Source organism: Aquihabitans sp. McL0605 (assembly GCF_049993875.1).
Lineage (GTDB): Bacteria > Actinomycetota > Acidimicrobiia > Acidimicrobiales > Iamiaceae > Aquihabitans.
Genome location: NZ_CP188252.1, coordinates 2,660,532 through 2,686,962 on the forward strand (window position 1 = coordinate 2,660,532; position 26,431 = coordinate 2,686,962).

General features: G+C 71.5%; 24 protein-coding genes. 14 read left to right on the plus strand and 10 right to left on the minus strand.

Features of this window, described 5'->3' with window-relative positions; translation table 11 throughout:
• Window positions 1–205: 205 nt before the first annotated feature.
• The 3 genes from ACPPVX_RS12325 (at window position 206) to ACPPVX_RS12335 (ending at window position 3,290) form a co-directional block, all read left to right on the plus strand.
• On the plus strand, window positions 206–1,867 hold the full coding sequence (locus ACPPVX_RS12325) for a PQQ-binding-like beta-propeller repeat protein (RefSeq protein ID WP_426570854.1): 1,662 nt from the start codon (window positions 206–208) through the stop codon (window positions 1,865–1,867).
• 122 nt (window positions 1,868–1,989) lie between these two features.
• Window positions 1,990–2,643, plus strand: coding sequence for a signal peptidase I (gene lepB, locus ACPPVX_RS12330; RefSeq protein ID WP_426570855.1), 654 nt, complete (start codon window positions 1,990–1,992; stop codon window positions 2,641–2,643).
• 20 nt (window positions 2,644–2,663) lie between these two features.
• A complete protein-coding gene (locus ACPPVX_RS12335) occupies window positions 2,664–3,290 on the plus strand; it encodes a hypothetical protein (protein ID WP_426570856.1) in 627 nt (208 codons plus the stop codon).
• Between the two features lie 36 nt (window positions 3,291–3,326).
• Here ACPPVX_RS12335 and ACPPVX_RS12340 read toward each other — a convergent pair whose 3' ends face one another.
• From ACPPVX_RS12340 to ACPPVX_RS12350, 3 genes are all read right to left on the minus strand, one after another.
• Window positions 3,327–5,921, minus strand: coding sequence for an ABC transporter permease (locus ACPPVX_RS12340; protein WP_426570857.1), 2,595 nt, complete (start codon window positions 5,919–5,921; stop codon window positions 3,327–3,329).
• A gap of 2 nt (window positions 5,922–5,923) precedes the next feature.
• The gene (locus tag ACPPVX_RS12345; RefSeq protein ID WP_426570858.1) at window positions 5,924–6,697 is read right to left on the minus strand and encodes an ABC transporter ATP-binding protein; all 774 of its coding nucleotides are present in this window, start codon (window positions 6,695–6,697) and stop codon (window positions 5,924–5,926) included.
• 191 nt (window positions 6,698–6,888) lie between these two features.
• On the minus strand, window positions 6,889–7,506 hold the full coding sequence (locus ACPPVX_RS12350; protein WP_426570859.1) for a PadR family transcriptional regulator: 618 nt from the start codon (window positions 7,504–7,506) through the stop codon (window positions 6,889–6,891).
• Between the two features lie 282 nt (window positions 7,507–7,788).
• On the opposite strand from ACPPVX_RS12350, the gene ACPPVX_RS12355 reads away from it, so the two are divergent.
• From ACPPVX_RS12355 to purE, 3 genes are all read left to right on the plus strand, one after another.
• Complete coding sequence (locus tag ACPPVX_RS12355; RefSeq protein WP_426570860.1) at window positions 7,789–9,123, plus strand: adenylosuccinate synthase; 1,335 nt, start codon at window positions 7,789–7,791, stop codon at window positions 9,121–9,123.
• A 16-nt stretch (window positions 9,124–9,139) separates the two neighbouring features.
• On the plus strand, window positions 9,140–10,369 hold the full coding sequence (gene purD / locus ACPPVX_RS12360; protein ID WP_426570861.1) for a phosphoribosylamine--glycine ligase: 1,230 nt from the start codon (window positions 9,140–9,142) through the stop codon (window positions 10,367–10,369).
• A gap of 70 nt (window positions 10,370–10,439) precedes the next feature.
• Complete coding sequence (purE, locus tag ACPPVX_RS12365) at window positions 10,440–10,901, plus strand: 5-(carboxyamino)imidazole ribonucleotide mutase (protein WP_426570862.1); 462 nt, start codon at window positions 10,440–10,442, stop codon at window positions 10,899–10,901.
• On the opposite strand, the gene ACPPVX_RS12370 is transcribed toward purE, so the two are convergent.
• Window positions 10,894–11,325: a hypothetical protein gene (locus ACPPVX_RS12370; RefSeq protein WP_426570863.1), complete on the minus strand. Its 432-nt coding sequence runs from the start codon at window positions 11,323–11,325 to the stop codon at window positions 10,894–10,896. The two genes, purE and ACPPVX_RS12370, sit on opposite strands and share 8 nt — an antisense overlap.
• A gap of 83 nt (window positions 11,326–11,408) precedes the next feature.
• Here ACPPVX_RS12370 and purB point away from each other — a divergent pair, with 83 nt between their 5' ends.
• The 4 genes from purB to purQ all read left to right on the plus strand — a co-directional run bounded on the left by purB (window position 11,409) and on the right by purQ (window position 15,070).
• Window positions 11,409–12,851 carry an adenylosuccinate lyase gene (gene purB / locus ACPPVX_RS12375; protein WP_426570864.1) on the plus strand — a complete coding sequence of 481 codons (1,443 nt, stop codon included), beginning with the start codon at window positions 11,409–11,411 and terminating at the stop codon, window positions 12,849–12,851.
• Window positions 12,852–12,905: 54 nt separating this feature from the next.
• A complete protein-coding gene (locus ACPPVX_RS12380) occupies window positions 12,906–13,802 on the plus strand; it encodes a phosphoribosylaminoimidazolesuccinocarboxamide synthase (RefSeq protein WP_426570865.1) in 897 nt (298 codons plus the stop codon).
• A gap of 333 nt (window positions 13,803–14,135) precedes the next feature.
• Window positions 14,136–14,396 (plus strand): phosphoribosylformylglycinamidine synthase subunit PurS, encoded by a 261-nt coding sequence (gene purS, locus ACPPVX_RS12385; protein WP_426570866.1) that lies wholly within the window; start codon window positions 14,136–14,138, stop codon window positions 14,394–14,396.
• A complete protein-coding gene (purQ, locus tag ACPPVX_RS12390) occupies window positions 14,396–15,070 on the plus strand; it encodes a phosphoribosylformylglycinamidine synthase subunit PurQ (RefSeq protein WP_426570867.1) in 675 nt (224 codons plus the stop codon). Before purS ends, purQ begins: the two co-directional genes overlap by 1 nt.
• Before the next feature lies 1 nt (window position 15,071).
• Here purQ and ACPPVX_RS12395 read toward each other — a convergent pair whose 3' ends face one another.
• From ACPPVX_RS12395 to modA, 4 genes are all read right to left on the minus strand, one after another.
• Window positions 15,072–15,458: a hypothetical protein gene (locus tag ACPPVX_RS12395; RefSeq protein ID WP_426570868.1), complete on the minus strand. Its 387-nt coding sequence runs from the start codon at window positions 15,456–15,458 to the stop codon at window positions 15,072–15,074.
• 204 nt (window positions 15,459–15,662) lie between these two features.
• On the minus strand, window positions 15,663–16,712 hold the full coding sequence (locus tag ACPPVX_RS12400; protein ID WP_426570869.1) for an ABC transporter ATP-binding protein: 1,050 nt from the start codon (window positions 16,710–16,712) through the stop codon (window positions 15,663–15,665).
• Window positions 16,709–17,578 carry an ABC transporter permease gene (locus tag ACPPVX_RS12405; RefSeq protein ID WP_426575032.1) on the minus strand — a complete coding sequence of 290 codons (870 nt, stop codon included), beginning with the start codon at window positions 17,576–17,578 and terminating at the stop codon, window positions 16,709–16,711. The genes ACPPVX_RS12400 and ACPPVX_RS12405 overlap by 4 nt, the downstream gene beginning before the upstream one ends.
• Complete coding sequence (modA, locus tag ACPPVX_RS12410) at window positions 17,500–18,318, minus strand: molybdate ABC transporter substrate-binding protein (RefSeq protein ID WP_426570870.1); 819 nt, start codon at window positions 18,316–18,318, stop codon at window positions 17,500–17,502. Before modA ends, ACPPVX_RS12405 begins: the two co-directional genes overlap by 79 nt.
• A gap of 96 nt (window positions 18,319–18,414) precedes the next feature.
• Here modA and ACPPVX_RS12415 point away from each other — a divergent pair, with 96 nt between their 5' ends.
• From ACPPVX_RS12415 to ACPPVX_RS12430, 4 genes are all read left to right on the plus strand, one after another.
• The gene (locus ACPPVX_RS12415) at window positions 18,415–18,813 is read left to right on the plus strand and encodes a TOBE domain-containing protein (protein WP_426570871.1); all 399 of its coding nucleotides are present in this window, start codon (window positions 18,415–18,417) and stop codon (window positions 18,811–18,813) included.
• Window positions 18,814–18,887: 74 nt separating this feature from the next.
• Entirely contained in the window at window positions 18,888–21,119 is a 2,232-nt protein-coding gene (gene purL / locus ACPPVX_RS12420; RefSeq protein WP_426570872.1) for a phosphoribosylformylglycinamidine synthase subunit PurL, read from the plus strand.
• 114 nt (window positions 21,120–21,233) lie between these two features.
• Window positions 21,234–23,798: a hypothetical protein gene (locus ACPPVX_RS12425; protein WP_426570873.1), complete on the plus strand. Its 2,565-nt coding sequence runs from the start codon at window positions 21,234–21,236 to the stop codon at window positions 23,796–23,798.
• Window positions 23,799–23,817: 19 nt separating this feature from the next.
• Complete coding sequence (locus ACPPVX_RS12430; protein WP_426570874.1) at window positions 23,818–24,459, plus strand: Maf family protein; 642 nt, start codon at window positions 23,818–23,820, stop codon at window positions 24,457–24,459.
• On the opposite strand, the gene dusB is transcribed toward ACPPVX_RS12430, so the two are convergent.
• The gene (gene dusB, locus ACPPVX_RS12435) at window positions 24,441–25,580 is read right to left on the minus strand and encodes a tRNA dihydrouridine synthase DusB (RefSeq protein WP_426570875.1); all 1,140 of its coding nucleotides are present in this window, start codon (window positions 25,578–25,580) and stop codon (window positions 24,441–24,443) included. The genes ACPPVX_RS12430 and dusB overlap by 19 nt on opposite strands.
• A 76-nt stretch (window positions 25,581–25,656) precedes the next feature.
• The gene (locus ACPPVX_RS12440; RefSeq protein WP_426570876.1) at window positions 25,657–26,358 is read right to left on the minus strand and encodes a hypothetical protein; all 702 of its coding nucleotides are present in this window, start codon (window positions 26,356–26,358) and stop codon (window positions 25,657–25,659) included.
• Window positions 26,359–26,431: the final 73 nt, after the last annotated feature.

A 26,431-nucleotide genomic window follows, 5' to 3' on the forward strand; every position in this document is an offset into this window, starting at 1 on the left:
GCCCTCGTCGGGTCGCCCCGGTCCTCCGCCGCGGCCCGGACCGTCCCGACCGCCGCGCCCCGGCGGCGCGCCCCGCCCGGCGTCCGGCCCCGCCCGTGCCGCCGACCCCGCCCGTGCCGCCGGCCCGGCTCGTCCCGCGGGTCCCCCCGGCCCCGGTGGCCCAGCCGGGCCGAGGACCGTCAGCTCCCGTCCCCTCCCCGGGCCGGTGCCGTCGCGCACCGTCGGTGCCCTAGCGGCCGCCAGCCGCGCCGATCGACGCCAGTCGGCCCGCACCCGGGAGATCCAGCGCAACCGGCTGATCGCCGGCGGCGGCATCCTCGTGGTCCTGGTGCTCGTCCTGTGGGGCTGCTCCAAGATCGGCGGCAGCGACGACAGCTCCAGCACCGCCGCAGGAGGGAGTAAGACCACCGAGCCCAGCAAGACCGAGGTGAGCGCGGCCAAGGCCAAGGGCATCGCCACCGCGTCCACCTACAAGGGCTGGGTCGATCCCAAGAGCTCCGGCGAGCCGTGGAGCAGCAAGGTGGTCGGCCAGCTGACGTTCCGCGGCAACCCCACCCGCAGCTACTACGGCCTCGGTCCGTTGCCGAAGGCGCCCAAGGTGCTGTGGCGCTATCCCAAGAGCGGTGGCATGTGCAGCAGCTCGCCCGTGGGGAACACGCCCCACAGCTGGTGCGGCTCCGGCTGGACGGGTGAGCCGGCCGTCTGGGAGCAGGACGGCAAGACCCTGATCGCGGTCGGGACCTACGACCAGCACATCCACTTCATCAACGCCGCCGACGGCACCGACTGGCTCGATCCGTTCGACATGCACGACATCATCAAGGGCTCGGTCACCAAGGACCCCGAGGGCGAGCCGATCCTCTACTCGGGCAGCCGCGCCGACTTCCACATCCTCGGGCTCGACCGGCCCACCGCGGCCGCCGACCTGTGGAGCATGAGCGCCGACAACGTCACGCCGGTCAACGGCTGGAACGACGACTGGGACAGCTCGCCGCTCATGATCGACGACTACCTCTTCGAGGGCGGCGAGAACGGCCAGTGGTACATCATCAAGCTGAACCGGTCGAAGGGGGCCGACGGCATGGTGACGGTCGACCCCAAGATCGTTTTCCACGCACCGGGCTGGGACGACCAGCTCACCTCCGACCTGGCCGGCTCCGGAGCCCGCGTGAAGGACAACTCGATCGAGAACTCCCTCGCCATCTCCGGCAACACCGTCTACTTCGCCAACTCCGGCGGCCTCGTCCAGGGCTGGGACATCACCAACCTGAAGAAGGACCCCAACAGCGTCAAGCGCATCTTCCGGTACTGGACGGGCGACGACACCGACGCCTCGGTGGTGGTCGACAAGGAGGGCATGCTCTACGTGGCCTCCGAGCGCGAGCGCACCTCGAGCTTCGCCCGCGACGACGAGGCCGGGCAGCTGATGAAGCTCGACCCGTCCAAGCCCGACGACCCCCTCGTGTGGAAGGTCAACGACCCCGAGGGCGGCGGGCCCTCCGGGACCTGCACCGAGGCCAGCTGCTACGGCATCTGGGGCACGCCCGCGATCTACAACGGGGTGGTCTACGCCGGCACCAACCACGGGCGGTTCCTGGGGGTGTCGATGAAGACCGGCAAGATCCTGTGGGAGAAGAAGCTCCCCGGCCCCACCTGGCAGTCGCCGGTGGTCGTCGACAAGACCCTCGTGATGGGTGACTGCAGCGGTGTGCTCCACGCCTACGACGTGTCCGACCCCAACGCCGATCCGCCCGAGCTCTGGAACGTCGACCTCGAGGGCTGCATCGAGTCGACCCCCACCGTCTTCAAGGGGAAGATCTACGTGGGGGCCCGCGGCGGCGCCTTCTACGCCATCGGCGACGCCTGACCCTGCGGCCGGTGCGCCTCGGGGCGAGCGGACATCATCGTCTCGTCCTCTCGGGGTTGACCTCCGAGGGCCGACGCCTCGCGGCCCAATCTCTGTCCCACCTCCGGAACGATCACCACCTGATGACCTCCACCGATGAGCACGCCGCTCCCGAGCCCGACGCGGTCCCCGTCGCCACCGTGACCTCCGAGCCGCCCGCGCCCCACGCCAAGCGGTCGCGGCGTCAGATCGTCGAGTGGGTGGTCGTCATCGGTGGCGCCATCGTGATCGCGGTCGTCATCCGCACGTTCGTGCTCCAGACGTTCTGGATCCCGTCCGGTTCGATGGAGCCGACGTTGGCCAACGGTGACCGGATCGTCGTGAACAAGCTGTCGTACCGCCTCCACGACGTGCGTCGGGGCGACGTGGTCGTGTTCGACCGTCCGGCGAACCTCGGACCGTCGTACCCCAAGGACTTCGTGAAGCGCGTGGTCGGCCTGCCGGGCGACCACGTGTCGATCACCGATGGCGTGGTGCACATCGATGGCAAGGTGCTGCCGGAGCCGTACATCCACGGCAAGGTGACCACCCCTCAGGTGTCGTGCCCGATCACGTCCCCGCTCACGGGCATCGGTACCACCGAGGGGGTGACGATCCCGAAGGGATCGGTCCTGCTGCTCGGTGACAACCGCACCGACTCCACTGACGGCCGGTGCTTCGGCACGATCCCGGTGGACCGGATCGTCGGCCGGGCGTCCGTGCTGATCTGGCCCCTCGGTCGCGTCGGGACCCTCTGAGGCGACCGTACGCTCACCCGATGGCCGACTGGACGACGATCTCCGCGCTGGCGACGGCGGGCGGCACGCTCGTCTTGGCCGTCGCCACGTTCTCGGCGGTGCGCTCGGGCAACCGGTCGGCCCGCACGGCCGAGCGCACGCTGCTGGCGTCGCTGCGGCCGTTCCTGGTCAACGGCCGCATCGACGATCCGGCCGAGAAGATCATGTGGGTCGACCGGCACTGGGCGAGCGTGGGCGCGGGCCGGGCGATCGTCGACGTGGGCGACGGCGTGATCTGGCTGGCCCTGCCGCTCCGCAACGCCGGCAACGGGCTGGCTCACATCCACGGGTGGCACCTCAACGTCGACGGGCAGTCGATCGGCGTCCACGCCGACGTCGACGACTTCCGGCGCCAGACCCGAGACCTCTACGTGCCGTCCGGCGACACCGGCTTCTGGCAGGGGGCGCTGCGCGACGACGATGTCGAGGCCCGCTCGGAGCTCGCCGCCATCGTGGCCGACCAGGGCGTGTTCTCGATCGACCTGCTCTACGGCGATGCCGAGGGCGGCCAGCTGATCATCAGCCGGTTCTCGCTGCTGCCCAAGGGCGACGGCTGGATGTGCTCGGTGACCAAGCACTGGAACCTGGACCGCGCCGACCCTCGCTGAGCCGGGGCTCAGCGAGGGTTGCGGCGGCTGCTCGACCTACTCGGTGGCGATGGCCTCGAGGACGTTGAGCTTGGCAGCCCGACGAGCCGGGTTGAACGAGGCCAAGATGCCGAGGCCGGCACCGAAGATGATCTCGATGATCAGGCCGGTGACGGGCACCTTGAAGGTGTCGACGCCCTGGCTGGCCAGGCCCTTCACCAGGATCCAGCTCAGGCCGAGCCCGAGCAGGACGCCGAGGCCCGTGCCCATGAGGGCCACGATGACCGCCTCCCAGCGGACCATCGACCGGAGCTGGCGTCTCGACATGCCCATGGCTCGGAGCAGGCCGAGCTCTCGTGTGCGCTCGTTGATCGACAGCGACAGCGTGTTGGCGATGCCGATGAGGGCGATGATGATCGACACGGCCAGCAGGCCGTAGATCACGTTGAGGAGCGCCTTGATCTGGGCGACCAGGGTGCCGGTGAACTGGTCCCGGTCCTGGAGCTTCATGGTGGGGTAGCCCTTGATCGGGACCTTCAGGGTGGCCCGCATGGCCGCCGCGTCGGTGCCCGGCTGGAGGGTGATGCCCACGATGAAGCTGGTGGGCGCGGTGGCCAGCTTGGCGAACCCGGCATCGCTGGTGACGAACTGGAAGCCGTAGAGCGACAGGACGGCGAGGTCGTCGCTGATGCCCGACACCGTGTAGGTGGCGGTCTTGTCGTCGACGCTCGTGATGGTGATCTTGCTGCCGAGCACGATGTCCTTGCTCTTGGCCAGCTCGCCGTCGACCACGATCTGGGTGGGGCCGAGCGGCGCCAGCTGGCCTTCCTTCATGGTGGTCTTGAAGACCTTCTGGAACTCGGCCGGGTCGATGCCGGCGATGTTGCCCGAGGCGCTGCGATCGGGCCCGCTCGGGTTGTCGATCTTGGCCTTGCCGATGGTGACCGTGACGCCCGCGACGGCGTCGACGCCCTTGATGTCGCGGATCTTGTCGGTGGCGGAGGGCGGCAGGCCGGCCAGGTTCCCGTTGAGGTTGGCCGGCTGGATGATGTACTGCCCCTGGAAGCCGCCCGAGACCGAGTTGGTGATCGACTCCTGGGCCGACGCGGCGAACACCGTGATGAAGCCCACGAGGGTGACGCCGATGATGAGCGCCGAGGCCGTGGACGCGGTGCGACGCGGGCTGCGCATGGCGTTCTCCCGCGCCAGGCGGCCGGTGACGCCCTTGATGGCCGGCAGCGGGAGCCCGACGAGCCGCGACAGCGGCTTGGCGATGACCGGCCCGAGGACCAGGACCGCGCCGAGGATGAGCGCCAGCCCGAGCCCGATGCCCGGCAGGGCGCTGCTGGGCGGCTCGGCCTTGAAGGCCGGGAGGATCAGCAGGCCACCGCCGATGAGCATCAGCAGGCCCAGGATGGACCGGCCCTTCGACCGGCCGGAGTTGTCGACGGCGACGTCTCGCAGCGCGGCGATCGGCGGGACGCGGGTGGCCCGGATGGCGGGCACGATGGCCGAGGCTGCGGTGACCACCAGGCCGACGATGATGGCGGTCAGCGCCGTGCTCGGGGTGATGGAGAGGCTGGTGCTGGGCAGGTCGAGGCCGCCGGCCCGCAGGCCCGCGAAGGCGAGGAACGCGAGCGCGACGCCGGCGAAGAAGCCGAGCACTGCCGCGACGAGGCCGACGATGCCCGCTTCGACGAGCACCGACGCCAGCACCTGGCCGCGGCTGGCCCCGATGGCCCGCAGGAGCGCCAGCTCCTTGGTGCGCTGGGCGATCAGGATGCCGAAGGTGTTGGAGATGATAAACATCCCCACGAACAAGGCGATGGCGGCGAACACCAGCAGGATCGTCGAGAAGAAGCTGAAGGCATCCTTGATCTCGTTCGACTGCTCCTGGGCCGCCTCGCGTCCGGTGACGATGTCGAGCTTGGGCGCGAGCTTGGCCTGATCGAGGCGCTCGACCACCTGGTCGGCGGTGAGGCCGCTGTCGCCGCGGACCTCGATGGTGTCGACGCGGCTGGGATCGTTGGCGAACGCCTGAGCCTGCTCGAGCGTGGTGGCGATGTTGATGGTGCCGCCCGCAGAGTCGGCGTCACCGAAGCGGGTGATGCCCACCAGCTTCAGCTGCTCGCGCCCCTTGGGGCCGACGAGGTGCAGGGTGTCGCCCACCTTGAACGGGCCGTCCTTGGCGGTGGCCTTGTCGATGACGGCCTCGCCCAGCTTGTCGGGGGCGCGGCCCTCGACCACCTTGAACGAGTTGAGCAAGGGGTCGGTGGTCCACGAGTTCACGAAGGTGGGCGGCCCCTGGCCGCCCATCGCGTCGCCGCTGGGGTCGAGCAGCGTGAGGGTGATGTTGGACTTGGTGCCCACCGCGTTGGCGACCCCGTCGACCGCCTTCACGTCGGGGACGAGCGCCTCGTTCAGCTTGGCCCGCACCGTGCCGGACTGCTGGTCCTTGAACAAGACGTCGCCGCGGATGACCGCGTCGGTGTGCTCGTTCACGTTGGAGAAGAGGTCGTCGAAGATCTTGTTGATGGTGCTGGTGAGCACCAGGGTGCCGGCCATGAACGCGACGCCGAGGACGATGGCGATGACCGTGGAGACGAGGCGCCGCTTGTGGGACCACAGGCCCCGGAACGTGGTCTTGAACATGGTCAGTCGTCACCGAAGGTCTTCATGAAGTCCACCACCGCGTCGGTGGTGGGGTGGTTGATCTCGTGGACGATGTTGCCGTCGGCCAGGATCAGCACCCGATCGGCGTACGAGGCCGCCACCGGGTCGTGGGTGACCATGACGATGGTCTGGCCGTAGTCCTTCACGGCCGAGCGCATGAACGAGAGGATCTCGGAGCTCGACCGGGAGTCGAGGTTGCCGGTGGGCTCGTCGGCGAAGATGATCGCCGGCTTGCTGGCCAGCGCCCGGGCCACGGCGACGCGCTGCTGCTGGCCGCCCGACAGCTCGCTGGGCCGGTGGTTGAGGCGGTCGCCGAGGCCGACGGTGCTGACCACCTGGTCGAACCAGGCCTGGTCGGGTTCCTGGCCGGCGAGCGAGAGCGGCAGGACGATGTTCTCCTCGGCCGTGAGGGTGGGGATCAGGTTGAAGGCCTGGAAGATGAAGCCGATCCGGTCCCGCCGGAGCTTGGTGAGGTCCTTCTCCTTGAGCTCCGTGAGGTTGGTGCCCTCGATCCACACGCTGCCGCTGGTGAGCTCGTCGAGCCCGGCGAGGCAGTGCATCAGCGTGCTCTTGCCGGAGCCGGACGGGCCCATGATCGCGGTGTACTGGCCCTCGGCGAGGTCGACGGTGACATCGGCCAGGGCCCGGACGACCGTGTCGCCCTCGCCGTAGGTCTTCACCGCGTTGACGGCTCGGGCGGCGATGGCTCCGGGCGCGGGGGCGGCAGGGGCTTGTTCTTCAGTGGTGGTGCTCATGCGATCTTCCTGGCCTGAGGGTTCGTCGGGGTGTCCGACGCTCGGTCGGGGCGAGACTCATCGCAGAGCACCCGCCAAGGTGGGGCCAAGGTACCCGCGTGGGGTGACGGCGTGGCCAGATTTCGGTCACACGCGCCTCCTCCCCGGCCTGGTGGTGAGCGCCGGGGAGGAGACGGTGGTGGTCGGGAGGGTCAGTCCTCTTCGGAGGCGAGGACCTCGTAGAGGCGGCGACGGGTGTCGGTGAGGATCTCGACGGCCTTGGTCTGCTGGGCGGGGGTGCCCACCCGGAAGACCTGCTTGACCGCTGACATCGTGCTGCCGAGCACGTCGCGGAGCTCGAAGACCGCGGGGTCGGCGTCGGTGACGACCTGCTCCCACGGCGCCGGGCCCTCGCGGCCCGCCACGGCTTCCCTGCCGCCGTCGGTGAGGGTGAAGCGGCGCTTGCCCTCGATCTCCTCGGCGGTGATGAGGCCCTCTTCCTCGAGCATGGTGAGGGTGGGGTACACGGACCCGGGGCTCGGCTTCCACGCACCGCCGGTGCGCTCGTCGAGCTCCTGGATCATCTCGTAGCCGTGCATCGGCTTCTCGGCGAGGAGGGCCAGGAGGGCGGCGCGCACATCGCCTCGACGGGCTCGGCCTCCGCCGCGACCACCGCGACCGCGGGGGCGGTCGAAGGGGCCGCCGCGGCCACCACGGCCGCGGAACGGGGGTCCGCCGAAGCGCCCGAAGGCGTCGGTGACGTCGTCGTGGGCCGCTCGGCGGCCTCGGTTGTCGTGCTCGAACGTTCTGTTCTCGTTGTGGTTCTTCATGGGGTGCTTCCTTCTTCGTTGCTTCGAATGGGTTCGTGAGGATGTATCACGATGCGATCACGATATATCGGTAGTGCATCGTTGACAACCCCCAAGCCCGAACGTCGCAGGGAGCGGGCGTCCCGCGCCCTGTCGCCCGCGAAGCTGGACCGGGGTCCAGGGGGGTCTGAGCGGGGCTCGAGGGCGGTTCGAGGGGTGGGTGGGAATCGGCCTGCGAGGTGGGTGATCGCCAGGCAGTAGCGTTCCCTCTCGGTCTGAACGCCGTCGTAGAGGAGCAGGGCCGTGCCAGCGACCGTCGTGGTCGGTACGCAGTGGGGTGACGAGGGGAAGGGGAAGTTCACCGACCTCGTCGCCAAGGAGATGAACCTCGTCGTCCGCTACCAGGGAGGCCACAACGCTGGCCACACCCTCGTCGTGAACGGCGAGAGCTTCGCCCTCCAGCTGTGCCCGTCCGGAATCCTCTACGAGCACATCACCCCGGTGATCGGCAACGGCGTCGTCGTCGACCCGCGGGTGCTCATCGCCGAGATGGACATGCTGCTGTCGAGGGGCATCGACCCCTCGCGGCTCCGGGTCAGCGGCAACGCCCACCTGATCCTCCCGTACCACCAGGAGATCGACCGGCTCACCGAGCGCCGCCTGGGGAAGTCGAAGCTGGGCACCACCAAGCGCGGCATCGGCCCGGCCTATGCCGACAAGGCGTCGCGGGTGGGCCTGCGGGTGCAGGACCTCCTGGACCCCAAGATCTTCCGCGAGAAGCTCGAGGTCCTGGCCAAGGAGAAGAACGCGGTCCTGGCCAAGGTCTTCAACCAGCTGCCGCTCGACCCGGGCGAGATCGCCGACGAGTACCTCGACGTGTGCCGCCCACGGCTCGAAGACCACATCGGCGACACCGTGTCGTTCGTCCACGAGGCGCTCGAGCGCCACGAGCAGGTGCTGTTCGAAGGGGCGCAGGCCACGTTCCTCGACCTCGACCACGGCACCTATCCGTTCGTCACGTCGTCCAACCCGGTGGCCGGCGGCGTCTGCACCGGCGCCGGCGTCGGGCCCCGCTACATCGACCGGGTGATCGGCGTGGCCAAGGCCTACGTCACCCGCGTCGGCACCGGACCGTTCCCCACCGAGCTCGCCATCTCCGGCGAGGCGGTCGGCGGCAAGGACCGCGCCCTGGCCGACGAGGAGGAGATCACCCTCGGCGATCACTTCGTCGACGTCGGCCGCGAGTACGGCACCAACTCGGGCCGCCGTCGCCGCCCGGGCTGGTTCGACGCCGTCATGCTGCGCCAGGCCGTCCGCCTGAACTCGTTGTCGGAGCTGGCCATCACCAAGCTCGACATCCTCGACACGCTCGACACGGTGAAGGTCTGCGTCGCCTATGACGTGCGCGGCGAGCGGGTCACCCACCTGCCGTACCACCAGAGCGACCTCCACGCCGCCACGCCGATCTACGAGGAGCTGCCCGGGTGGAAGGCCGATCTCTCCGAGATCACCGAGACCCACCAGCTGCCGCCCGCCGCCGAGGCGTACCTGGCGTTCCTCGAGGAGCAGGTCGGCGTGCCGGTCACCCTCGTGGGCGTGGGCCCGGGCCGGGAACAGTTCGTCCACCGCAACGCGTGAGCCTGGAGGTCCTGCTGTGAAGGTGGTCGTCGTCGGATCCGGAGGGCGCGAGCATGCCCTGGCCCAGGTGCTGGCGCGCACGGCCGAGGTGATCGTCACGCCGGGCAACCCGGGCATCCCCGGCTCGGTCGACACGCCGGTGCTCGACCTCGTGGCCGACGGCTCCGTCGACCTGGTGGTGGTCGGGCCGGAGCAGCCGCTCGTCGCCGGCGTGGCCGACCGGTTGCGCAAGGCCGGCGTGCGCGTGTTCGGGCCCGGCGCCGACGGGGCGCGGCTCGAGGGCTCCAAGGCGTACATGAAGCTGATCGCCGAGGAGGCGGCCCTGCCCACCGCCCGCTGGGAGGCGTTCACCGACGCGGACCTCGCGGCCAGCCACCTCGCCACGCTCACGCCGCCCTACGTCATCAAGACCGACGGCCTGGCGGCCGGCAAGGGCGTGCTGGTCACCGACTCGCTCGCCGAGGCCGAGGTCGACGTCCGCGCCAAGCTCGAGGGCGCCGCCTTCGGCGCGGCGGGCGAGCGCGTCGTGATCGAGGAAGGCCTCACCGGGGTCGAGGTGTCGGTGTTCGCCGTGTGCGACGGCACCCGCGCGGTGTGCCTCCCCGTCGCCCAGGACTTCAAGCGCGTGGGCGACGGCGACGCCGGGCCCAACACCGGGGGCATGGGCGCGTGGTCGCCGCTGCCGTTCGTCCCCGAGGGCTTCGAGGAGGAGGTCAACCGCACGTTCATCGAGCCCACGCTCGCCGAGCTCACGCAGCGCGGCATCGACTACCGGGGCGTGCTCTACGCCGGCCTCATGCTCACCGCCGACGGCCCCAAGCTGATCGAGTACAACGTCCGCTTCGGCGACCCCGACTCGCAGGTGGTCCTGCTCCGCATGACCTCGGACCTCGCCGAGCTGCTCGCCGCCGCCGCCGACGGCGACCTCACCACGGTGCCGGCCCCCACCTTCGCCGACGACACGGCGGTGCTGGTGGTGGCCGCCAGCGAGGGCTACCCCGTCGCCCCGCGGACCGGCGACGTGATCGACGGCCTCGACGCGGCCGACGCCGTCGCCGGCGCCACCGTGCTCCGAGCCGGCGTGGGCGCCGACGACCAGGGCCGGATGGTCACCGCGGGCGGTCGGGTCCTGAACGTGGTGGGGCGCGGCGCCGACGCGGCCGCCGCCCGAGCCACGGCCTACGAGGCGCTGGGCCACGTGTCGTGGCCCGGCGAGCACCACCGCACCGACATCGCCCCGGCCTGATCCCTTCGGACGTCGCGGCCGGGCGGCGCTAGCTTCGCCGGGTCACCCCATCGCGTTCGAGGAGCCAGACGTGACCAAGTTCAAGGTGGCGATCATCATGGGATCGCCCAACGACCGACCGAAGATGGAGCCCGCGGCGGAGACGCTCGCCGGGTTCGGCATCGAGACCGAGGTGCACGTCATGTCGGCGCACCGGACGCCGGCGCGCGTGGCGACGTTCGTCGGCGGGGCCCGCGAGGCCGGCTTCGCCGCCGTCATCGCCGGCGCCGGGATGGCCGCCCACCTGGCCGGCGCGGCCGCCGCGCACACCACCCTGCCCGTCGTGGGCGTGCCGCTGTCGGGCGGTGCCCTCAACGGCGTCGACGCGCTCTACGCCACCGTCCAGATGCCCAAGGGCATCCCGGTGGCCACGGTGGCGGTCGACGGGTCGGTCAACGCGGCCCTGCTCGTGGTCCAGATGCTCGCCATCAGCGACGAGCAGCTGCAGGCCGCGCTGGTCGCCGATCGGGAGCAGCGCGCCGCCGTCAGTTGACGTAGTGCTCGGCCGGCGCCTGGTAGTGCTCGGGCGTCGGCACGTAGTGCTCGACCGGGGCGCCGTAGCGGCTCGCGGGCGTCGGGAGGCCCTTGGGCACCGGGACGTTGGTGGGGCGGGGCTCCTCGGGGAAGACCCCGACCTGCCCCAGCTTCACGGCGCGCTTGGTGGCCCGGCTGGTGGCCTTGGCCTGCGACTTCTCGGCGCGCCGCTGCGCCCGCTCCACCCGACGATCCGCGGTCGGGGCGGGAGCCGCCGCAGCCACGGTCGTCTTCGTGGTGTTGCGCACCCCCGAGGCAGAGAGGGCGCAGGCGACGCAGAACGGTGGCTTCTTGGGGCCGAACGAGTAGACGAGGCAACGGCTGCAGTACGGGCGGTTGCACGTCCGGCAGTGAGCCACCACGGGCTCCTCGTAATGTCGCATGCAGTGCGTCACGGATATCCCTCCCGGATCAGCGCCTCTTCCTCATCGGCACCAGGCGGCGGGGATCAAGCAGAAGTCGCCAGATGCACGCCGAGTACGGTCGAGGCGTGAAACCAGCAGTTCCCAACGTGCTCGCCGCCCGCTACGCCAGCCTCCAGATGGCCGAGCTCTGGTCGGCGGAGCACAAGATCGTCCTCGAGCGCCGCCTCTGGCTGGCCGTCCTCCGAGCCCAGGCCGGTCTCGGCGTCGAGGTGCCCGCCGGCGTGATCGACGACTACGAGGCGGTCATCGACAAGGTCGACCTGGAGTCCATCGCCGCCCGCGAGCGGATCACCCGCCACGACGTCAAGGCCCGCATCGAGGAGTTCTCCGATCTGGCCGGGCACGAGCACATCCACAAGGGGATGACCTCGCGCGACCTCACCGAGAACGTCGAGCAGCTCCAGGTGCGAGACGCCCTGGTCGTGATCAGGGGCCGCATGCTCGCCACGCTCGCGGTCCTCGCCGACCTGGCCGCCCAGCACGACACCACCGTCATCACCGGACGCAGCCACAACGTCCCGGCCCAGGCCACCACCCTCGGCAAGCGCTTCGCCAACGCCGGCCAGGAGCTGCTCGTCGCGCTGCGCCGCGTCGACGAGCTCATCGAGCGCTACCCCCTGCGCGGCATCAAGGGCCCGGTCGGCACCCAGCAGGACATGCTCGACCTCCTCGGCTCGCCCGAGGCCGTGGCCCAGCTCGAGCAGGCCGTCGCCACCCACCTCGGCTTCTCGGCCAGCCTCGACAACGTCGGCCAGGTCTACCCCCGCTCCCTCGACCTCGACGTGGTCTCGGCGCTCGTCCAGGCCGCGGCGGCGCCGTCGAGCCTGGCCACCACGCTGCGCCTCATGGCCGGCCAGGAGCTGGTCACCGAGGGGTTCAAGGAAGGCCAGGTCGGCTCGTCGGCCATGCCCCACAAGATGAACTCCCGCTCCTGCGAGCGGGTGTGCGGGTTCAACGCCATCCTGGGCGGCCACCTGACCATGGTCAGCGCCCTCTCCGGCGGCCAGTGGAACGAGGGCGACGTCAGCGACTCCGTCGTCCGCCGGGTCGCCCTCCCCGACGCCTTCTTCGCCCTCGACGGCCTGTTCGAGACGTTCCTCACCGTGCTCCAGGAGTTCGGCGCCTTCCCCGCCATCATCGAGCGCGAGAACGAGCGCTACCTCCCCTTCCTTGCCACCACCAAGGTCCTCATGGCCGCGGTCCGGGCGGGCGTCGGCCGCGAGGAGGCCCACGAAGCCATCAAGGAGCACGCCGTCTCCGTCGCGCTGGCCATGCGCCAAGGCGCCGACAACGACCTGATCGACCGCCTCGCCGCCGACCCCCGTCTCGGTCTCGACCGGGGCGCGATCGACGCGGCCATCGCCAACCCGCTCGACCTCGTGGGCCTGGCTCCCAGCCAGGCCCGGGCGTTCGCGGCGCTCGTCGCCTGGCACGTCGAGCAGGATCCCGCCGCGGCCGCCTACCGCCCCGGCGACATCCTCTGACCGCCGGCACGCGCGGCTTCCGTCCGAGCCGGGCGGCCTTGGTAGGTTCGGCGGATGGCTGAACCGTCGCTCCCGAAGCTCTACTCCGGCAAGGTCCGGGACATCTACGACGCCGGCGATGACCGGTTGCTGATGGTCACGTCCGACCGCTTCTCCGCGTTCGACGTGGTGCTCAACGAGGCCATCACCGACAAGGGCCGCGTGCTCACCGCCATGTCGGCGTTCTGGTTCGAGAAGTTCGCCGACCTCATCCCGGGCCACCTCATCGCCACCGAGGGCCCCGAGATCACCGCCCTCGGCATCGCCGACGACGACCCCGACCTGGCCGGGCGGATCATGCTCACCCACAAGGCCGAGATGCTGCCCGTCGAGTGCATCGTCCGCGGCTACATCACCGGGTCGGCGTGGAAGGAGTACCAGGCGGGCACCACGCACGGCGCCGCCCTGCCCGCCGGCCTCCTGGAATCGTCCCAGCTCCCCGAGCCCGTCTTCACCCCCTCCACCAAGGCCGACCTCGGCGACCACGACGAGAACATCAGCTTCGAGCGGGCCGCCGACCTCATCGGCACCGAGCTGGCCGAACGGGTCCGCGACGTCTCCCTGCGGATCTACCAGGAGGGCGCGGCCTGGGCCGCCGAGCGGGGCATCCTCCTCGCCGACACCAAGTTCGAGCTCGGCTTGCTCGACGGCGAGCTGATCCTCTGCGACGAGGTCCTCACCCCCGATTCGTCCCGCTTCTGGCCGGCCGACCAGTGGGTGCCGGGCTCGACGCCCCCGTCCTTCGACAAGCAGCCCGTGCGCGACTACCTCAACGGCCTCGACTGGGACAAGACCCCGCCGCCCCCGCCCCTCGGCGACGACATCGTCGCCGCCACCCGCGCCCGCTACGTCGAGGCCTACGAGCGCATCACCGGCCGCAACTTCGCCGACTGGCCCGGGGTGTCGGCCTAGCGGCCGCCTCGCTCCTTCTCGTCACTCGCTCGCTGCGCTCGCTCCGTTCCTCGAGCTGTTCGACGGCCTGACGGCCGGCTGCTTCCGCTCAGGCGCACGACTTCGTCGCACGCCTTCGTCTTGGGGGGCTCCGCAAGCTCCGTCCCCCCAAACCCCCCTGGGCTCGCTTCGCTCGGAACCCCTTCCTCGGGCTCGCTCGTCGAGGTGGTCGGGGGTCTGTTGGGAACCCCGACCTGTACCCCGCGATGGTGCCTCTCGGTGGTGGACGGGTGCTGGGGGCTTGGGGTTGTGGGGAGTTCTGGGGAGTTGGGTCGATATGGGATGATCGGGGGCATGCTGTTCTCTGTCTCGGTCGAGGTTTCGCTTCGTGAGGGGGTGGCCGACCCGCAGGGCGCCACCATCGAGCGCTCCCTTCCCCACCTGGGGTTCGACGGGGTGCGCGGCGTGCGCGTGGGCAAGGCCATCCGCTTCTCGCTCGAGGCCGCCGACGAGGCCGCCGCTCGCGCCGAGGTGGCCGACCTGTGCCAGCGGTTCCTCACGAACCCGGTGATCGAGGATGCCACCATCACCGTGACCGAAGGCGCCTCGGCCTGATGAGCGCCCGAGTCGGCGTGGTCCAGTTCCCCGGCTCCAACTGCGAGCTCGACGCCCTCGAGGCCATCCGGCTGCTCGGCGGCGAAGCCGACATCTTGTGGCACGGCGACAGCACGCTCGACGGCGTCGATGCCGTCGTGGTCCCGGGCGGGTTCGCCCACGGCGACTACCTCCGGCCCGGCGCCATCGCCCGGTTCTCTCCGGTCATGAACGCGGTGGTGCAGTTCGCCCGTTCGGGTGGTCCGGTGGTGGGGATCTGCAACGGGTTCCAGGTGCTGACCGAGGCCGGGCTGCTGCCTGGTGCACTGCAGAAGAACCGCGGGCTCAAGTTCCTGTGCACCACGGTGGAGCTGCGGGTCGAGTCCACCGATTCGGTGCTCACCAACGCCGCCGACCTCGGCGCGATCCTGCGAGTTCCCATCAATCACTTCGAGGGGAACTTCACCTGCTCGCCCGACACCCTGGCGCAGCTCCAGGCCAACGATCAGGTCGTCCTGCGCTATGTCACCAACCCCAACGGTTCGGTCGACGACATCGCCGGGATCTGCAACGAAGGCCGCAACGTGGTGGGTCTGATGCCGCACCCCGAACGGGCCACCAGCCCCCTGCTGGGATCCACCGACGGCCTGCCGCTGCTCCAGTCGCTGCTGCAGCGAGCGGCGGCGCCGGCCTAGATCAAGACGCCCGGGAGATGCCGGCCGCCCGCAGGACCGACGGCGGCACGCCGACGCTCCGGAAGGCGCCGTAGCTGATTCCCTTGCGCGAGGCGTAGCCGGCGGCGGCCGCCACGAAGCCCTTCTCGAGCGCCGTGATGTCGACGGTGGTGGCACCCGCAGCGAGCTCGGCCTCGAGGTCGAGCTGCTCCTGGGTGAGCTGCAGGCGCTTCAGCGGGTCGGCCGTCTCGAGCTCGGCCGCGATGGCGACCAGCCGCTTCTTGATGGAATCAGGGGTCCGCTTACGCCCCCGCTTCGGCTTGTTGGCCTCGAGCGCTTCGAGGTAGAGCCGGACCGCTCGGCCCTGGGCACGCCCCTCCGCCAGGGCTGCTTTGTGCTCATCGGTCATTGCGCGGGTCTTCTTCTTTGGAGCCATCTCCCTAGAGAACCACCTTCAGATGATGTTCACAACCCGGATGTGCTCATCATCAATTGATGGGCCGTCGATACCACTGCATTTGATGCGATCGATGGGTATCCCCTTGGCAGCAAATGCGGGTGCACATCGCGCGTCCATGCATGCTGAGCGAACGCTCAGGAAAGAGCGAATGCGTCACCGCTCGTACGCGTGCACCTCGGTCGCCTTCACCGACACCCACACCTCGGAGCCGGGCACCAACCGCAGGTCGACGAGCGACACCGGGGTGATCTCCGCCACGAGCGGGACCGGGCCATCGAGGCGGAGGCGCATGCGCTCGCCCAGCGGCTCGATGCTCGCCACCGTCATCGCCCACCGGTTGCGCGCGCTCCCTTCGGGGGCGCGGCCGTGCACGGTGATGGCGCTCGGCGCGATGGTCACGAACACCGGGCCATCGAGGTGATCGGCCAGGTGCACCACGGTCCCGTCCACCCGCACCTCGGTCCCGGCGGCATCGCCGCGCAGCAGGTTCACGCCGAGCAGATCGGCCACGTGGCGCGTCCGCGGCCGGGTGGTGACCTCGGCGAGCGAGCCCGCCTGGGCGACCCGACCCTCCTCGAGCACCACGACGTCGTCGGCGAGGGTGAGGGCGTCGATGGGATCGTGGGTCACCACCACCGTGACGCCGTCGAACCCGTCGAGCACCTTGCGGAGGTCTCGACGGGTGGCACCTCGCGCCGTGGCATCGAGCGCGGTGAGGGGCTCGTCGAGCAGGAGCAGCCGGGGCTCGACGGCGAGGGCGCGGGCCAGGGCCACGCGCTGCGCCTGGCCGCCGGAGAGGGCTCGGGGGCGCGAGCGGGCGTGGTCGCCCAGCCCGATCGCGTCGAGCTGCGCGTCGGCCAGCCGACGGGCCTCGGCCTTGGTGCGACCGTGGGTGCGCAAGCCGAAGGCGACGTTGTCGCGGGCGTCGAGGTGGGGGAACAGCAGCAGGTCCTGGTGGACGATGCCGATGGGACGCTGCTCGGGAGGGACGAAGGTGCGGCGGTCGGGAGCGTCGAGCACCTCCCCGTCGAGCGACACCGATCCGGCGGTGAGGGGCTGCAGCCCCGCGAGCGCCCGCAGCGTGGTGGTCTTCCCCGCACCATTGGGGCCGAGCAGCGCCACGACCCGCCCGGGCTCGGCCTGGAGCGCGGCATCGAGCCGGAACGGGTCGAGCGTCACCTGGAGGTGCGCGACCAGGCTCACCGCGCCGCCCCGAGCCAGCGGTCGCGCAGGCCGATGAGGACCGCGAACGAGATCAGCAGGAGCACGAGGCTGAGGGCGATCGCCCCCTGCGGATCGGACTCGAGCTGGAGGTACACGGCGAGGGGCAGCGTCCGGGTGCGGCCCTGGATGTTGCCGGCGAAGGTGATGGTGGCGCCGAACTCGCCGAGCGCCCGCGCCCAGCTCAAGATGGCGCCCGCGATCACGGCAGGGGCGATGAGCGGGAGCGTGACGCGGCGGAAGACCTGGTTGGGTGAGGCGCCGAGACCCGCCGCCACCTGCTCGTAGCGCTGGTCGGTGGCGCGCAGGGCCGCTTCGACGGTGATCACGAAGAACGGCATGGCGACGAACGCCTCAGCCAGCACCACGCCGGCGCGGGAAAAGGTGAGCTGGATCCCGAACGCGTCGTACAGCCAGCCGCCGATCGGGCTTCGCCGGCTGAACGCGGACAGCAGGGCCACGCCGCCCACCACGGGGGGCAGCACCATCGGCAGCAGCACGAGGGCGCGGATGGCTGCCCGCCCCGGGATGTCGGTGCGGGCCAGCACCCACGCCAGCGGCAGGCCCAGGACGATGGCCACCACCGTGGCCATCGTCGAGGTGGTGAGCGACAGGCGCATGGCGTCGGTGGCGGCCGGCGAGCGCAGGTGGTCGAGGAGGTTCGCCCAGTCGGCCCGTTGGATCAGGCCGAGCAGCGGGAGCGCGAACAGGAGGAGCCCGGCGGTGGCGGCGACCAGCACGAGCGCGGGCGGCCGCCGCCGGGCCCGGTTCACGAGGGCGGGAGGAAGCCCCGGTCCTTCAGCGTGGCCTGCCCGTCGGAGGACGACACGTAGTCGGCGAACGCCGATGCCACGGCGGCGTCCTGGGTGTCGGTCAGCACGGCCACAGGGTAGGTGGCGATCACGTTCTGGTCGTCGGGGATCTCCACCGAGTCGACGGCGGCGCCGGCCGCCTCGGCATCGGTCACGTAGACGATGCCGGCGACCGCGTCGCCCTCGCTCACGGCGGTGAGGGTGGCCTTGGCGTTCTGGCCGCGGGTGATCGAGCGCTCCGGGATGGTCACGCCGGCCTTGTCGAGCGCCTGGGCCGCGAACTTGCCGCAGGGCACGTCGGCGCCGCACAGCGAGATCACGCCGGCGTCGGTGAGGTCGGACAGCGACGAGATCCCGGCCGGGTTGCCGGGCTTGGTGATGATGATCAGCCGGTTCCGGGCGAAGACCGTCGGATCGTCCTTCACCAGGTCGCCGTCGACCAGCTTCTGCATGTTCGCCTCGTCGGCCGAGGCGAAGACGTCGACCGGGGCGCCATCGAGGATCTGCTGGGACAGGGTGCCCGACGAGTCGAAGGTGAAGGTGACGTTGGTGCCGGGGTTGGCCGCCTCGAACGCCTTGCCCATGTCGGTGAACGCCTCGGTGAGCGAGGCTGCGGCCGAGACGGTGATCTCGCCCTTCAGGGACGCCTCGGTGGTGGTGGCGCCTGCGGCGGTGGTGGTGGCCTGGGAACCGCTGTCGGATCCGCCGCTGCTCCCGCACGCCGCGAGCGTCAGCACCAGCGCGGTGAGCACCAAGTAGAGGGGTCGGCGTCGCATGGGTCTCCTTCGGGTCTGGCGGGTGCCAGTCAGATCTCCAAACTACCTCGCAGGCACGAGAGAACGCGGCGGAAGCGGTGGCAGTACGCTGTCGCCATGGCGTCGCTCCGCATCGGTCAGGCAGCCGATCTCCTCGGCGTCAGCGTCGACACGGTCCGGCGGCTGGTCGACAGCGGGGCCGTCGAAGGGGGCCGGTCCGACGGTGGCCAGCGGTTCGTCGACGGCGTCAGCCTGGCGGCGTACCTGGTCGATCACGCCGAGGCGCCCAGCGGTGGATCGGCACCCACCCGCACCGCCCGCAACCGCTTCACCGGCCTGGTCACCCAGGTGCGCGTGGAGGGCCTCGTGGCCCAGGTCGAGCTCCAGGCCGGTCCCCACCGGATCGTGTCGCTCATCACCGCCGAGGCGGTCGAAGACCTCCACATCGTGCCTGGCATGGTGGCCACCGCATCGGTGAAGGCCACCTCGGTCGTGGTCGAGGTCCCCGAGGCCTAGCCGGCTCCGCGCCGGCGAGACCTGGCCGGGCAACGGTTCCAGGGCCCTGCTGGTCTCCCGGTAGCCTCGGCGGCGTGACCGATGCCGACGCCACGCCGATCCACATCGCCCTCGGGCTGACCGATTCGGAGCTCGGCGACATCGTCGAGATCCTGGGCCGGGAACCGAACCGCCTCGAGCTGTCGATGTACTCGGTCATGTGGTCCGAGCACTGCTCGTACAAGAGCTCGCGGATCCACCTCAAGCGCCTCCCCACCACGGGCGAGGGCGTGCTGGTCGGCCCGGGTGAGAACGCCGGCGTCATGGACGTCGGCGACGGCATCGCCGCCGCCATCCGCATCGAGAGCCACAACCACCCCAGCTACATCGAGCCCTACCAGGGTGCGGCCACGGGTGCCGGGGGCATCCTCCGCGACATCTTCACCATGGGCGCCCGGCCGATCGCGCTGATGGACCCGCTTCGCTTCGGTCCCCTCGACGACGCCCGCAGCCGCTGGGTGGCCGAGGGCGTGGTGTCGGGCATCTCCGGCTACGGCAACTCCGTCGGCGTGCCCACCGTGGGCGGCGAGGTCATCTTCGACGAGTGCTACAAGGGCAACCCCCTGGTCAACGTGCTGTGCCTCGGCATCCTCCCGGTCGATCGGCTGGTCCTGTCCGCGGCCACCGGCGCCGGCAACCTGGCCGTGCTGCTGGGGTCGAGCACCGGCCGCGACGGCATCGGCGGCGTGAGCGTGCTGGCGTCGGCCGGCTTCGACGAGGGCAGCGAGGACAAGCGCCCGGCCGTCCAGGTGGGCGACCCGTTCGAGGAGAAGCGCCTCATCGAGGCCTGCCTCGCCCTGCTCGACGCCGGCCTCGTGGTGGGCATCCAAGACCTCGGCGGCGCCGGCCTCACCTGCGCGGCCAGCGAGACCGCGGCCAACGGCAAGATGGGCATGGACTTCGACGTGGCGGCCGTGCCCCGTCGAGAGGACGGCATGGAGCCGTTCGAGGTCATGACCTCCGAGTCGCAGGAGCGCATGCTCGCCATCGTCACGCCCGAGGGCCTGGCCGAGGTCATGCGGTTGTGCGAGCGCTGGGAGGTGCAGGCCACGGTCGTCGGGAAGGTCACCGAGCCGGTCGATGGCGTGGGCCAGCTGCGCATCGTCGACGGGTTCGATGGCGAGGTGCTGGCCGACGTGCCCGCCTCCAGCCTCCACGACGCCGCCCCCCTCTACGACCGGCCGATGGCCGAGCCAGCCGACCGGGCCGCTCGGGCCGCGCTGGCTCCCGCCGCCCCGTCGGATGCCGCCGCCAGCCTCCTCGGCCTCCTGTACGACACCACGTGGGTGTCGTCGCAGTACGACCACCAGCTGTTCCTGAACACGGTCGAGGGGCCGGGTGGCGACGCCGTCGTCCTGCGCCTCAAGCACCCGGTGACGGGTGTCGACACCGGCCGCGGCATGGCCATCACCACCGACGGCAACCACCGCTGGTGCGCGGTCGATCCCCGCACGGGCACGGCGCTCACCCTCGCCGAATCGGTCCTCAACCTGGCCTGCGTCGGGGCCCGGCCCATCGCCGTCGTCAACTGCCTCAACTTCGGCAACCCGGAGCACCCCGAGGTGATGTGGCAGCTGTCGGAGTCGGTCGACGGCCTGGGCGAGGCGTGCAACGCGTTCGGCCTCCCGGTCATCGGCGGCAACGTCAGCCTCTACAACGAGTCCCGCGGCACCGACATCGACCCCACCCCCGTGATCGGGTTGCTCGGCCTCATCGACCGGCTCGACCGGCGCCCTCCGGGCGTCACCATGGCCGATGGCGACGCGCTGGTCCTGCTCGGCGACGACCTGTCCGAGCCCGCGCCCACCCTGGCCGGGTCGGCCGTCGCCTGGGCCCGGGGCGACAAGGGCGGCACCCTGCCGGCGTTCGACGGCGTCGCCCACACCAAGGTGGCCGACCTCGTCCGCTCCCTCGTGCTCGAGGGCGGGCTGTCGGGGGTGCACGATGCGTCGTCGGGCGGTCTGGGCGTCGCCCTCGCCGAGCTCACCTGCCGCTCGGGCCTCGGGCTCCACGTGACCGCGGTGGCCACCGCCGCCCAGCTCTTCGCCGAGCTGCCGTCGCGCGTCGTGGCCGCCGTGCCCGTGGCCGCGGTCGACGAGCTGCTGGCCCGCGCCGCCGCCGCGGGTGTCCCGGCAGTGCCGCTCGGCTCGGCCGGCGGCGATCGGTTCGCGGTCGACGGGTTGATCGATCTGCCCGCCGACGAGGTCATCACCACCTGGCGGGACCGCCTGCCCGTGGCCCTCGGCGCCGGCACCACCCAGGCCTGAGCCCCGCAGTGGCGGCCGCCGCCCGGCGGGTGTGCCACGCTGGTCGGGTTCAGCGGCGGCCGATCCTGGTGGCCCTGGCGTCAGGCGCAGTGGCGGACACGGGTGGGGAGCACCATGAGACGGCGAGCAGCAGCGATCCTCGGAGCACTCACGGTCCTGGTGGCCGGTCTGGCCCTGAGCCAGACCACCGCGCAGGCCGCGGGCGGCACCATCAGCCCATGGTCGTCGTCGGTCGCGGTCGGCGCATCGTTCTCGGCCGGGGCCACCGGCTGCTCCAGCGTGGAGCAGGACACCGACGAGGGGTTCTCCTACCAGGAGCCCCAGCTCCTCTTGATCAGCGGCACCGGTGCCGGTGAGCGGATGGCGGCGTTCGGCGAGCAGGTCGACGATCACGGCCGCTACCGCTTCACCGTGCCGGGCTGGGTCGATCCCGCGCTGCCCGCCGTCGTGGCCGGCCGCTGCCTGCTGACCACCTACGTCGAGACCGAGCAGGGTGCCTCCGTCACCACCACCACGGTCTTCACCTATCCCGATGTCGCGGTCGACATCACCCCCGGCACCGCATCGCCCACGGGCCCGGTCGTCTCGGTCGATCGCAGCACCGCCGCCGGGGGCCAGGTCGTCACGGTCACCGGGTCCCAGTGCCAGGGCGACTCCTTCGCCGAGGTGGTGCTGTTCGCCGGCACCGACCTGAGCGGCCGCACCGCCGGCAACTACGTCACCGGGACCTCCGCCGACATCCCCGGCAGCGGGACCTTCACCTCGGAGCTGGCGCTCAACCAGCGGGGCACGGCCCTCGGGAACCCCGCCGGGGGACCGCTGCCCGAGGGCGACTACACGCTGATGGTCGCGTGCGAGCGCGACGACGAGGAGTCGAGCTTCGCCATCGGGGAGCTCCTGCCCCTCACCGTGGCGGGCACCAACCCGAGCGGCGACTTCACCGCCGAGGTCTCCGACGGGATGATCCACGCCATGGGCAGCGGCTGCACGGGCGGCCAGGCGGTCACCGTCAACCTCACCGGCTACGCCTACAGCTACGGCATCGAGGAGGTCCAGCAGCGGGCGAGCAGGGCGCTGGCCCGTCGGTCGATCGAGGCGCTGGCCGACGACGCGGTCGACCCCGACGGCTCGATCCAGCAGACCCTCACCGCGGTCCCCGACGCCGACGGCAACTGGTCGGTGGAGGGCGACGCGCCGGAGGGATCGTTCGACCTCGTGGCCTCCGCCGACTGCGGCGATCCCACCGGCAACGGCTTCCGCTACGTCACCCGGTACCTGTACGAGAACGACACCGCCGACCTCTACGTCGAGCGGGCCAGCCCCACGTCGTCGCCCACCGGAGGCAGCGTGATGCTCTCGGTCGGCGGCTTCTGCGACGGCACGGTCGCGGTGGCCATCGTCGATTCGTCCCGCAACGTCATCAGCCAGTCCGACCCGATCGTGCTCGACGCCCAGCTCGGCTCCGGCACGGTCACCGCACCCACCACCCCAGGCCGCTACGGCATCGCGGGGGTGTGCGACGACCAGCTCGGCTACGCCGAGGAGTACCAGGTGTTCACGCCCGACACGGTGTCCGCCGAGGCGCCGCTGCCGGCCGAGCCCACCGAGGGCTGGCCGTCGCAGGGCGAGCGCGAGACGTACCACGGCAAGATCGGCCCGATCGATCTGCCCGCCATGGACATGGACGGCATGGACATGGCGAAGGCCGCCAAGGACCTCGACCCGAGCGGCCTGTTCATCAAGGTCCCCCGCCCCGACGGCGACTTCGCCATCACCAAGCTCAGCTTCGACCTCGTCGACGCCGAGGGCATGCCGGTCGACCAGGAGCACGCCCACCTCCACCACTTCGTGATCGCCAACACGGCGAAGGAGAACCCGGCCTGCCCCGACGGCACGTTCGGCCTGCCCGGCCAGATCGTGGGCGCCGCGGGTGCCGAGCGCACGGTGCTCCAGACCGGCGATCCCTACGGCCTCGTCGTCAAGGACACCGACACCTGGTCGGGCGTCTACGAGCTGATGAGCCGGTCGATGGAGGACCAGAAGGTGTACCTCACCTACGACATCGACTACCGGCGCGACGTGCAGAACGTGCGTCCCGTCACCAGCTACTTCGGCTCGGCCACCGGCTGCGACACCTACACGTGGACGGTCGACGGCAGCGGCACCCCCGACACGCAGAGCCACTACCTGACCATCGCCAAGTCGGGGCGCCTGATCGGCGCCGGCGGCCACATCCACAACGGCGGCGCCTACGCCGACCTGGTCAACGACCGCGGCCGGCGGCTGTGCCGCTCGGAGATCACCTACGGCGACGAGCCCGTCGGCCACACCATGGACCTCCGGTCGAGCAGCCGCCCGCTGGCGATGGTCGCCGAGGCCACCACCACGAGCATGCCGATGAGCACCACCACGGCCGTGGGACCCATCGACCCGACCGACGAGTACCCACCCGAGTTCTACGACGACGACCTGGCCATCAAGGGCATCAGCACCTGCGCCCTGTCCGAGTCGGTCACCGCGGGGGAGCGCCTCCGGTTCGACGCGGTCTACACCAACGACCGTTCGCGCTCGGGGGTCATGGGCATCTACACGGCCTACGTGTGGGAGGGCGGTGGTCCCGCCGAGCCCGGTCCCGGCGGCGCCGACCCGATCCCGGGCAACCCCAGCTACACGGGCTGACCGTCACGTACCGTCGGGCATGACCCTGCTCGTCTTGGCCTCGGCGTCACCGCGCCGCCACGCGCTCCTGGCCCAGCTGGGCGTGCCCTTCGAGGTCCGCCCGGCCGACGTCGACGAGACGCCCGGGCCCGGTGAGCCGGCCGAGGAGCTGGTGCGGCGCCTCGCCGTCGCCAAGGCCCTCGGCGGTGTGGCCGCGGCACCTGAGGGCGACGTGGTGGTGCTCGGATCCGACACCGTGGTGGCGGTCGAGGGCGAGGTCCTCGGCAAGCCGGTCGACGAGGCCGACGCCACCCGGATGCTCCGCCTCCTGTCGGGCAGCAGCCACCAGGTCCTGACGGGGGTGGCCGTGGCCACCGTCGCCGGAGGTGCCGCGGGAGCCGTGGCGCTGGCGCCGGCGGTGGCGGTCGAGGTCGAGGTGGCGGTCACCGTGGTGCACATGGCCCGGTGGACCGATGACCAGATCGCCGCCTACGTCGCCAGCGGGGAGCCCATGGACAAGGCCGGCTCCTACGCCATCCAGGAGGTGGGCGACCGGTTCGTGACGTCGATCGAGGGCGGGTTCGACAACGTGGTGGGCCTGCCGCTCGACGTCACGCGGCGGATGCTCGTGGCCGCGGGGATCGACGTGCCCCGCGCTGGGGATCAGCCGCCCGAGGTGTAGGCGTCGGCGCCGGCACCCAGCAGGGCCGGGCTGTCGCGGTCGTCCCAGAACCCCTCGGGCACGGTGACGGTGCGGGGGCCGTGCTGGTGGCCGCGGGGGAGCCCGAGCGCGTCGGCGGGGAGCTCGATGGTGGGATCGAGCTCGTCGAGCACGGCCTCGAACTCGTCGAGCGTGTCGGCCTGCACGAGGCGCCGGCGGATGGCGGGGCCGACCGGGTACCCCTGGAGGTACCAGCCCACGTGCTTGCGGATGTCCTTCACGCCGACGTGGTCGCCGTGCCACTCGGCCAGCCGGCGGGCGTGGTCGCGCAAGGTGGCGGCCACCACGGCCATCGGCGGGGCGGTGTTGACCGTGCGCCCGTCGAACGCGGCGGACAGGTCGCCGAACAGCCAGGGGCGACCGAGGCAGCCCCGGCCGACCACCACACCGTCGCACCCGGTCTCCGCCACCATGCGGACGGCATCGGCCGCCGTCCAGATGTCGCCGTTGCCGAGCACGGGCACCTCGGTGACCGCCTCCTTCAGACGGGCGATCGAGGTCCAGTCGGCGCGGCCGGAGTACGCCTGCTCGGCGGTGCGGGCGTGGAGCGCCACCGCGGCCGCGCCCTGGGCCTGGGCGATGGGCCCGGCGTCGAGGTAGGTGAGGTGGTCGTCGTCGATCCCCATGCGCAGCTTCACGGTGACCGGCACGTCGCCGGCACCCTGGACGGCGGCCGCCACCACCTGGGCGAACAGCGTGCGGCGCCACGGCAGGGCCGACCCGCCGCCGTGGCGGGTGACCTTGCGGACCGGGCAGCCGAAGTTGAGGTCGATGTGCTGGGCGCCGTGCTCGGCCACCAGCTGCTTGGCGGCGTCGTGCATGACCGCCGGGTTGGTGCCGTAGAGCTGGATCGACCGGGGAGCCTCGTCGGGCCCGAACCGCGCCAGCGAGTACGTCTTCTCCTGGCGCTCCACCAGGCCCCGCGCCGCGATCATCTCGCTCACGTACAGCCCGGCCCCGTGGGCCCGGCAGAGACCCCGGAACACCGCGTTCGTCACCCCTGCCATGGGCGCGAGGACGACCGGCGGCCACACCTCGTGCGGCCCGATCTGCAGGCTCCGGGTCTCGGTCTCGACGCTCATGACCCCTCCAGGCTGCCAGCCCCACCCCCAGGACCCCGAACTCGCGTCGCCCCCTTCTCCGGACGGACGGGTGTCGTCAGGTCGCGGGGCCGGCCGGACCGGTGGCGGCACGCAGCCGCGCCGAGGCGCGCTCGACGATGACGAGATCGATCTCGGGGGCACCGATGGCGGCGGCGAGGATGGCGCGGTCGGCGTGGATCGCCTGGGCGGCACGGGGCGCCATGGTGGCGCGGGCCAGCCAGCGATCGATCTCGGCGAGCAGGGCGCGGCTGCCCTCCACGATCGGGTCGGCACTGGGGGCCGGCTCGACCGCCGCGCCGGGGGCGGGCACCGGTGCCGGTGTCGGCGTCCGGAGTGCGGCCGCGGCGACGCGGTCGAAGAACCGTTCGAGCGCGGCGCGGGTGACCCGCTGGTTCCGACGGGCCTTGAACGCGCCGACCGTCAGCTCGAGCCGGGCCACCAGGTGCTCGGCCGACTCGACGACCGCCGGGCTCCGCGACGAGCCCGCCTCGACCCAGACCACGATCTCAGGCCCCTCGGCAGGGTCGACGGCCGCCCCGAGGGGGCCGACCGTGGCCTGGGCGGAAGGGTGCCGGGCCCCTGCTCCTGGGGCGGCGGCCGTGGTGATGGCCCAGCCGTGCTCGCCGGCCACGTCGGCCGTGAGCTGGGCGACCCAGCTGCTCTCGAGCCCGTCGGCGCAGATCAGGACCAGCGCCCGGTGCCCCGCCGGGGGGAGATGGTCGACGCGGTCGTCGCCGTCGTCGGTTCGCGGGGCCATCCCCGGGAGCTTCACACACCCGGCCGCGCCGGCCGGGTCCCACGGGGCCGTGACGGGCGCCGGAGGTCACATC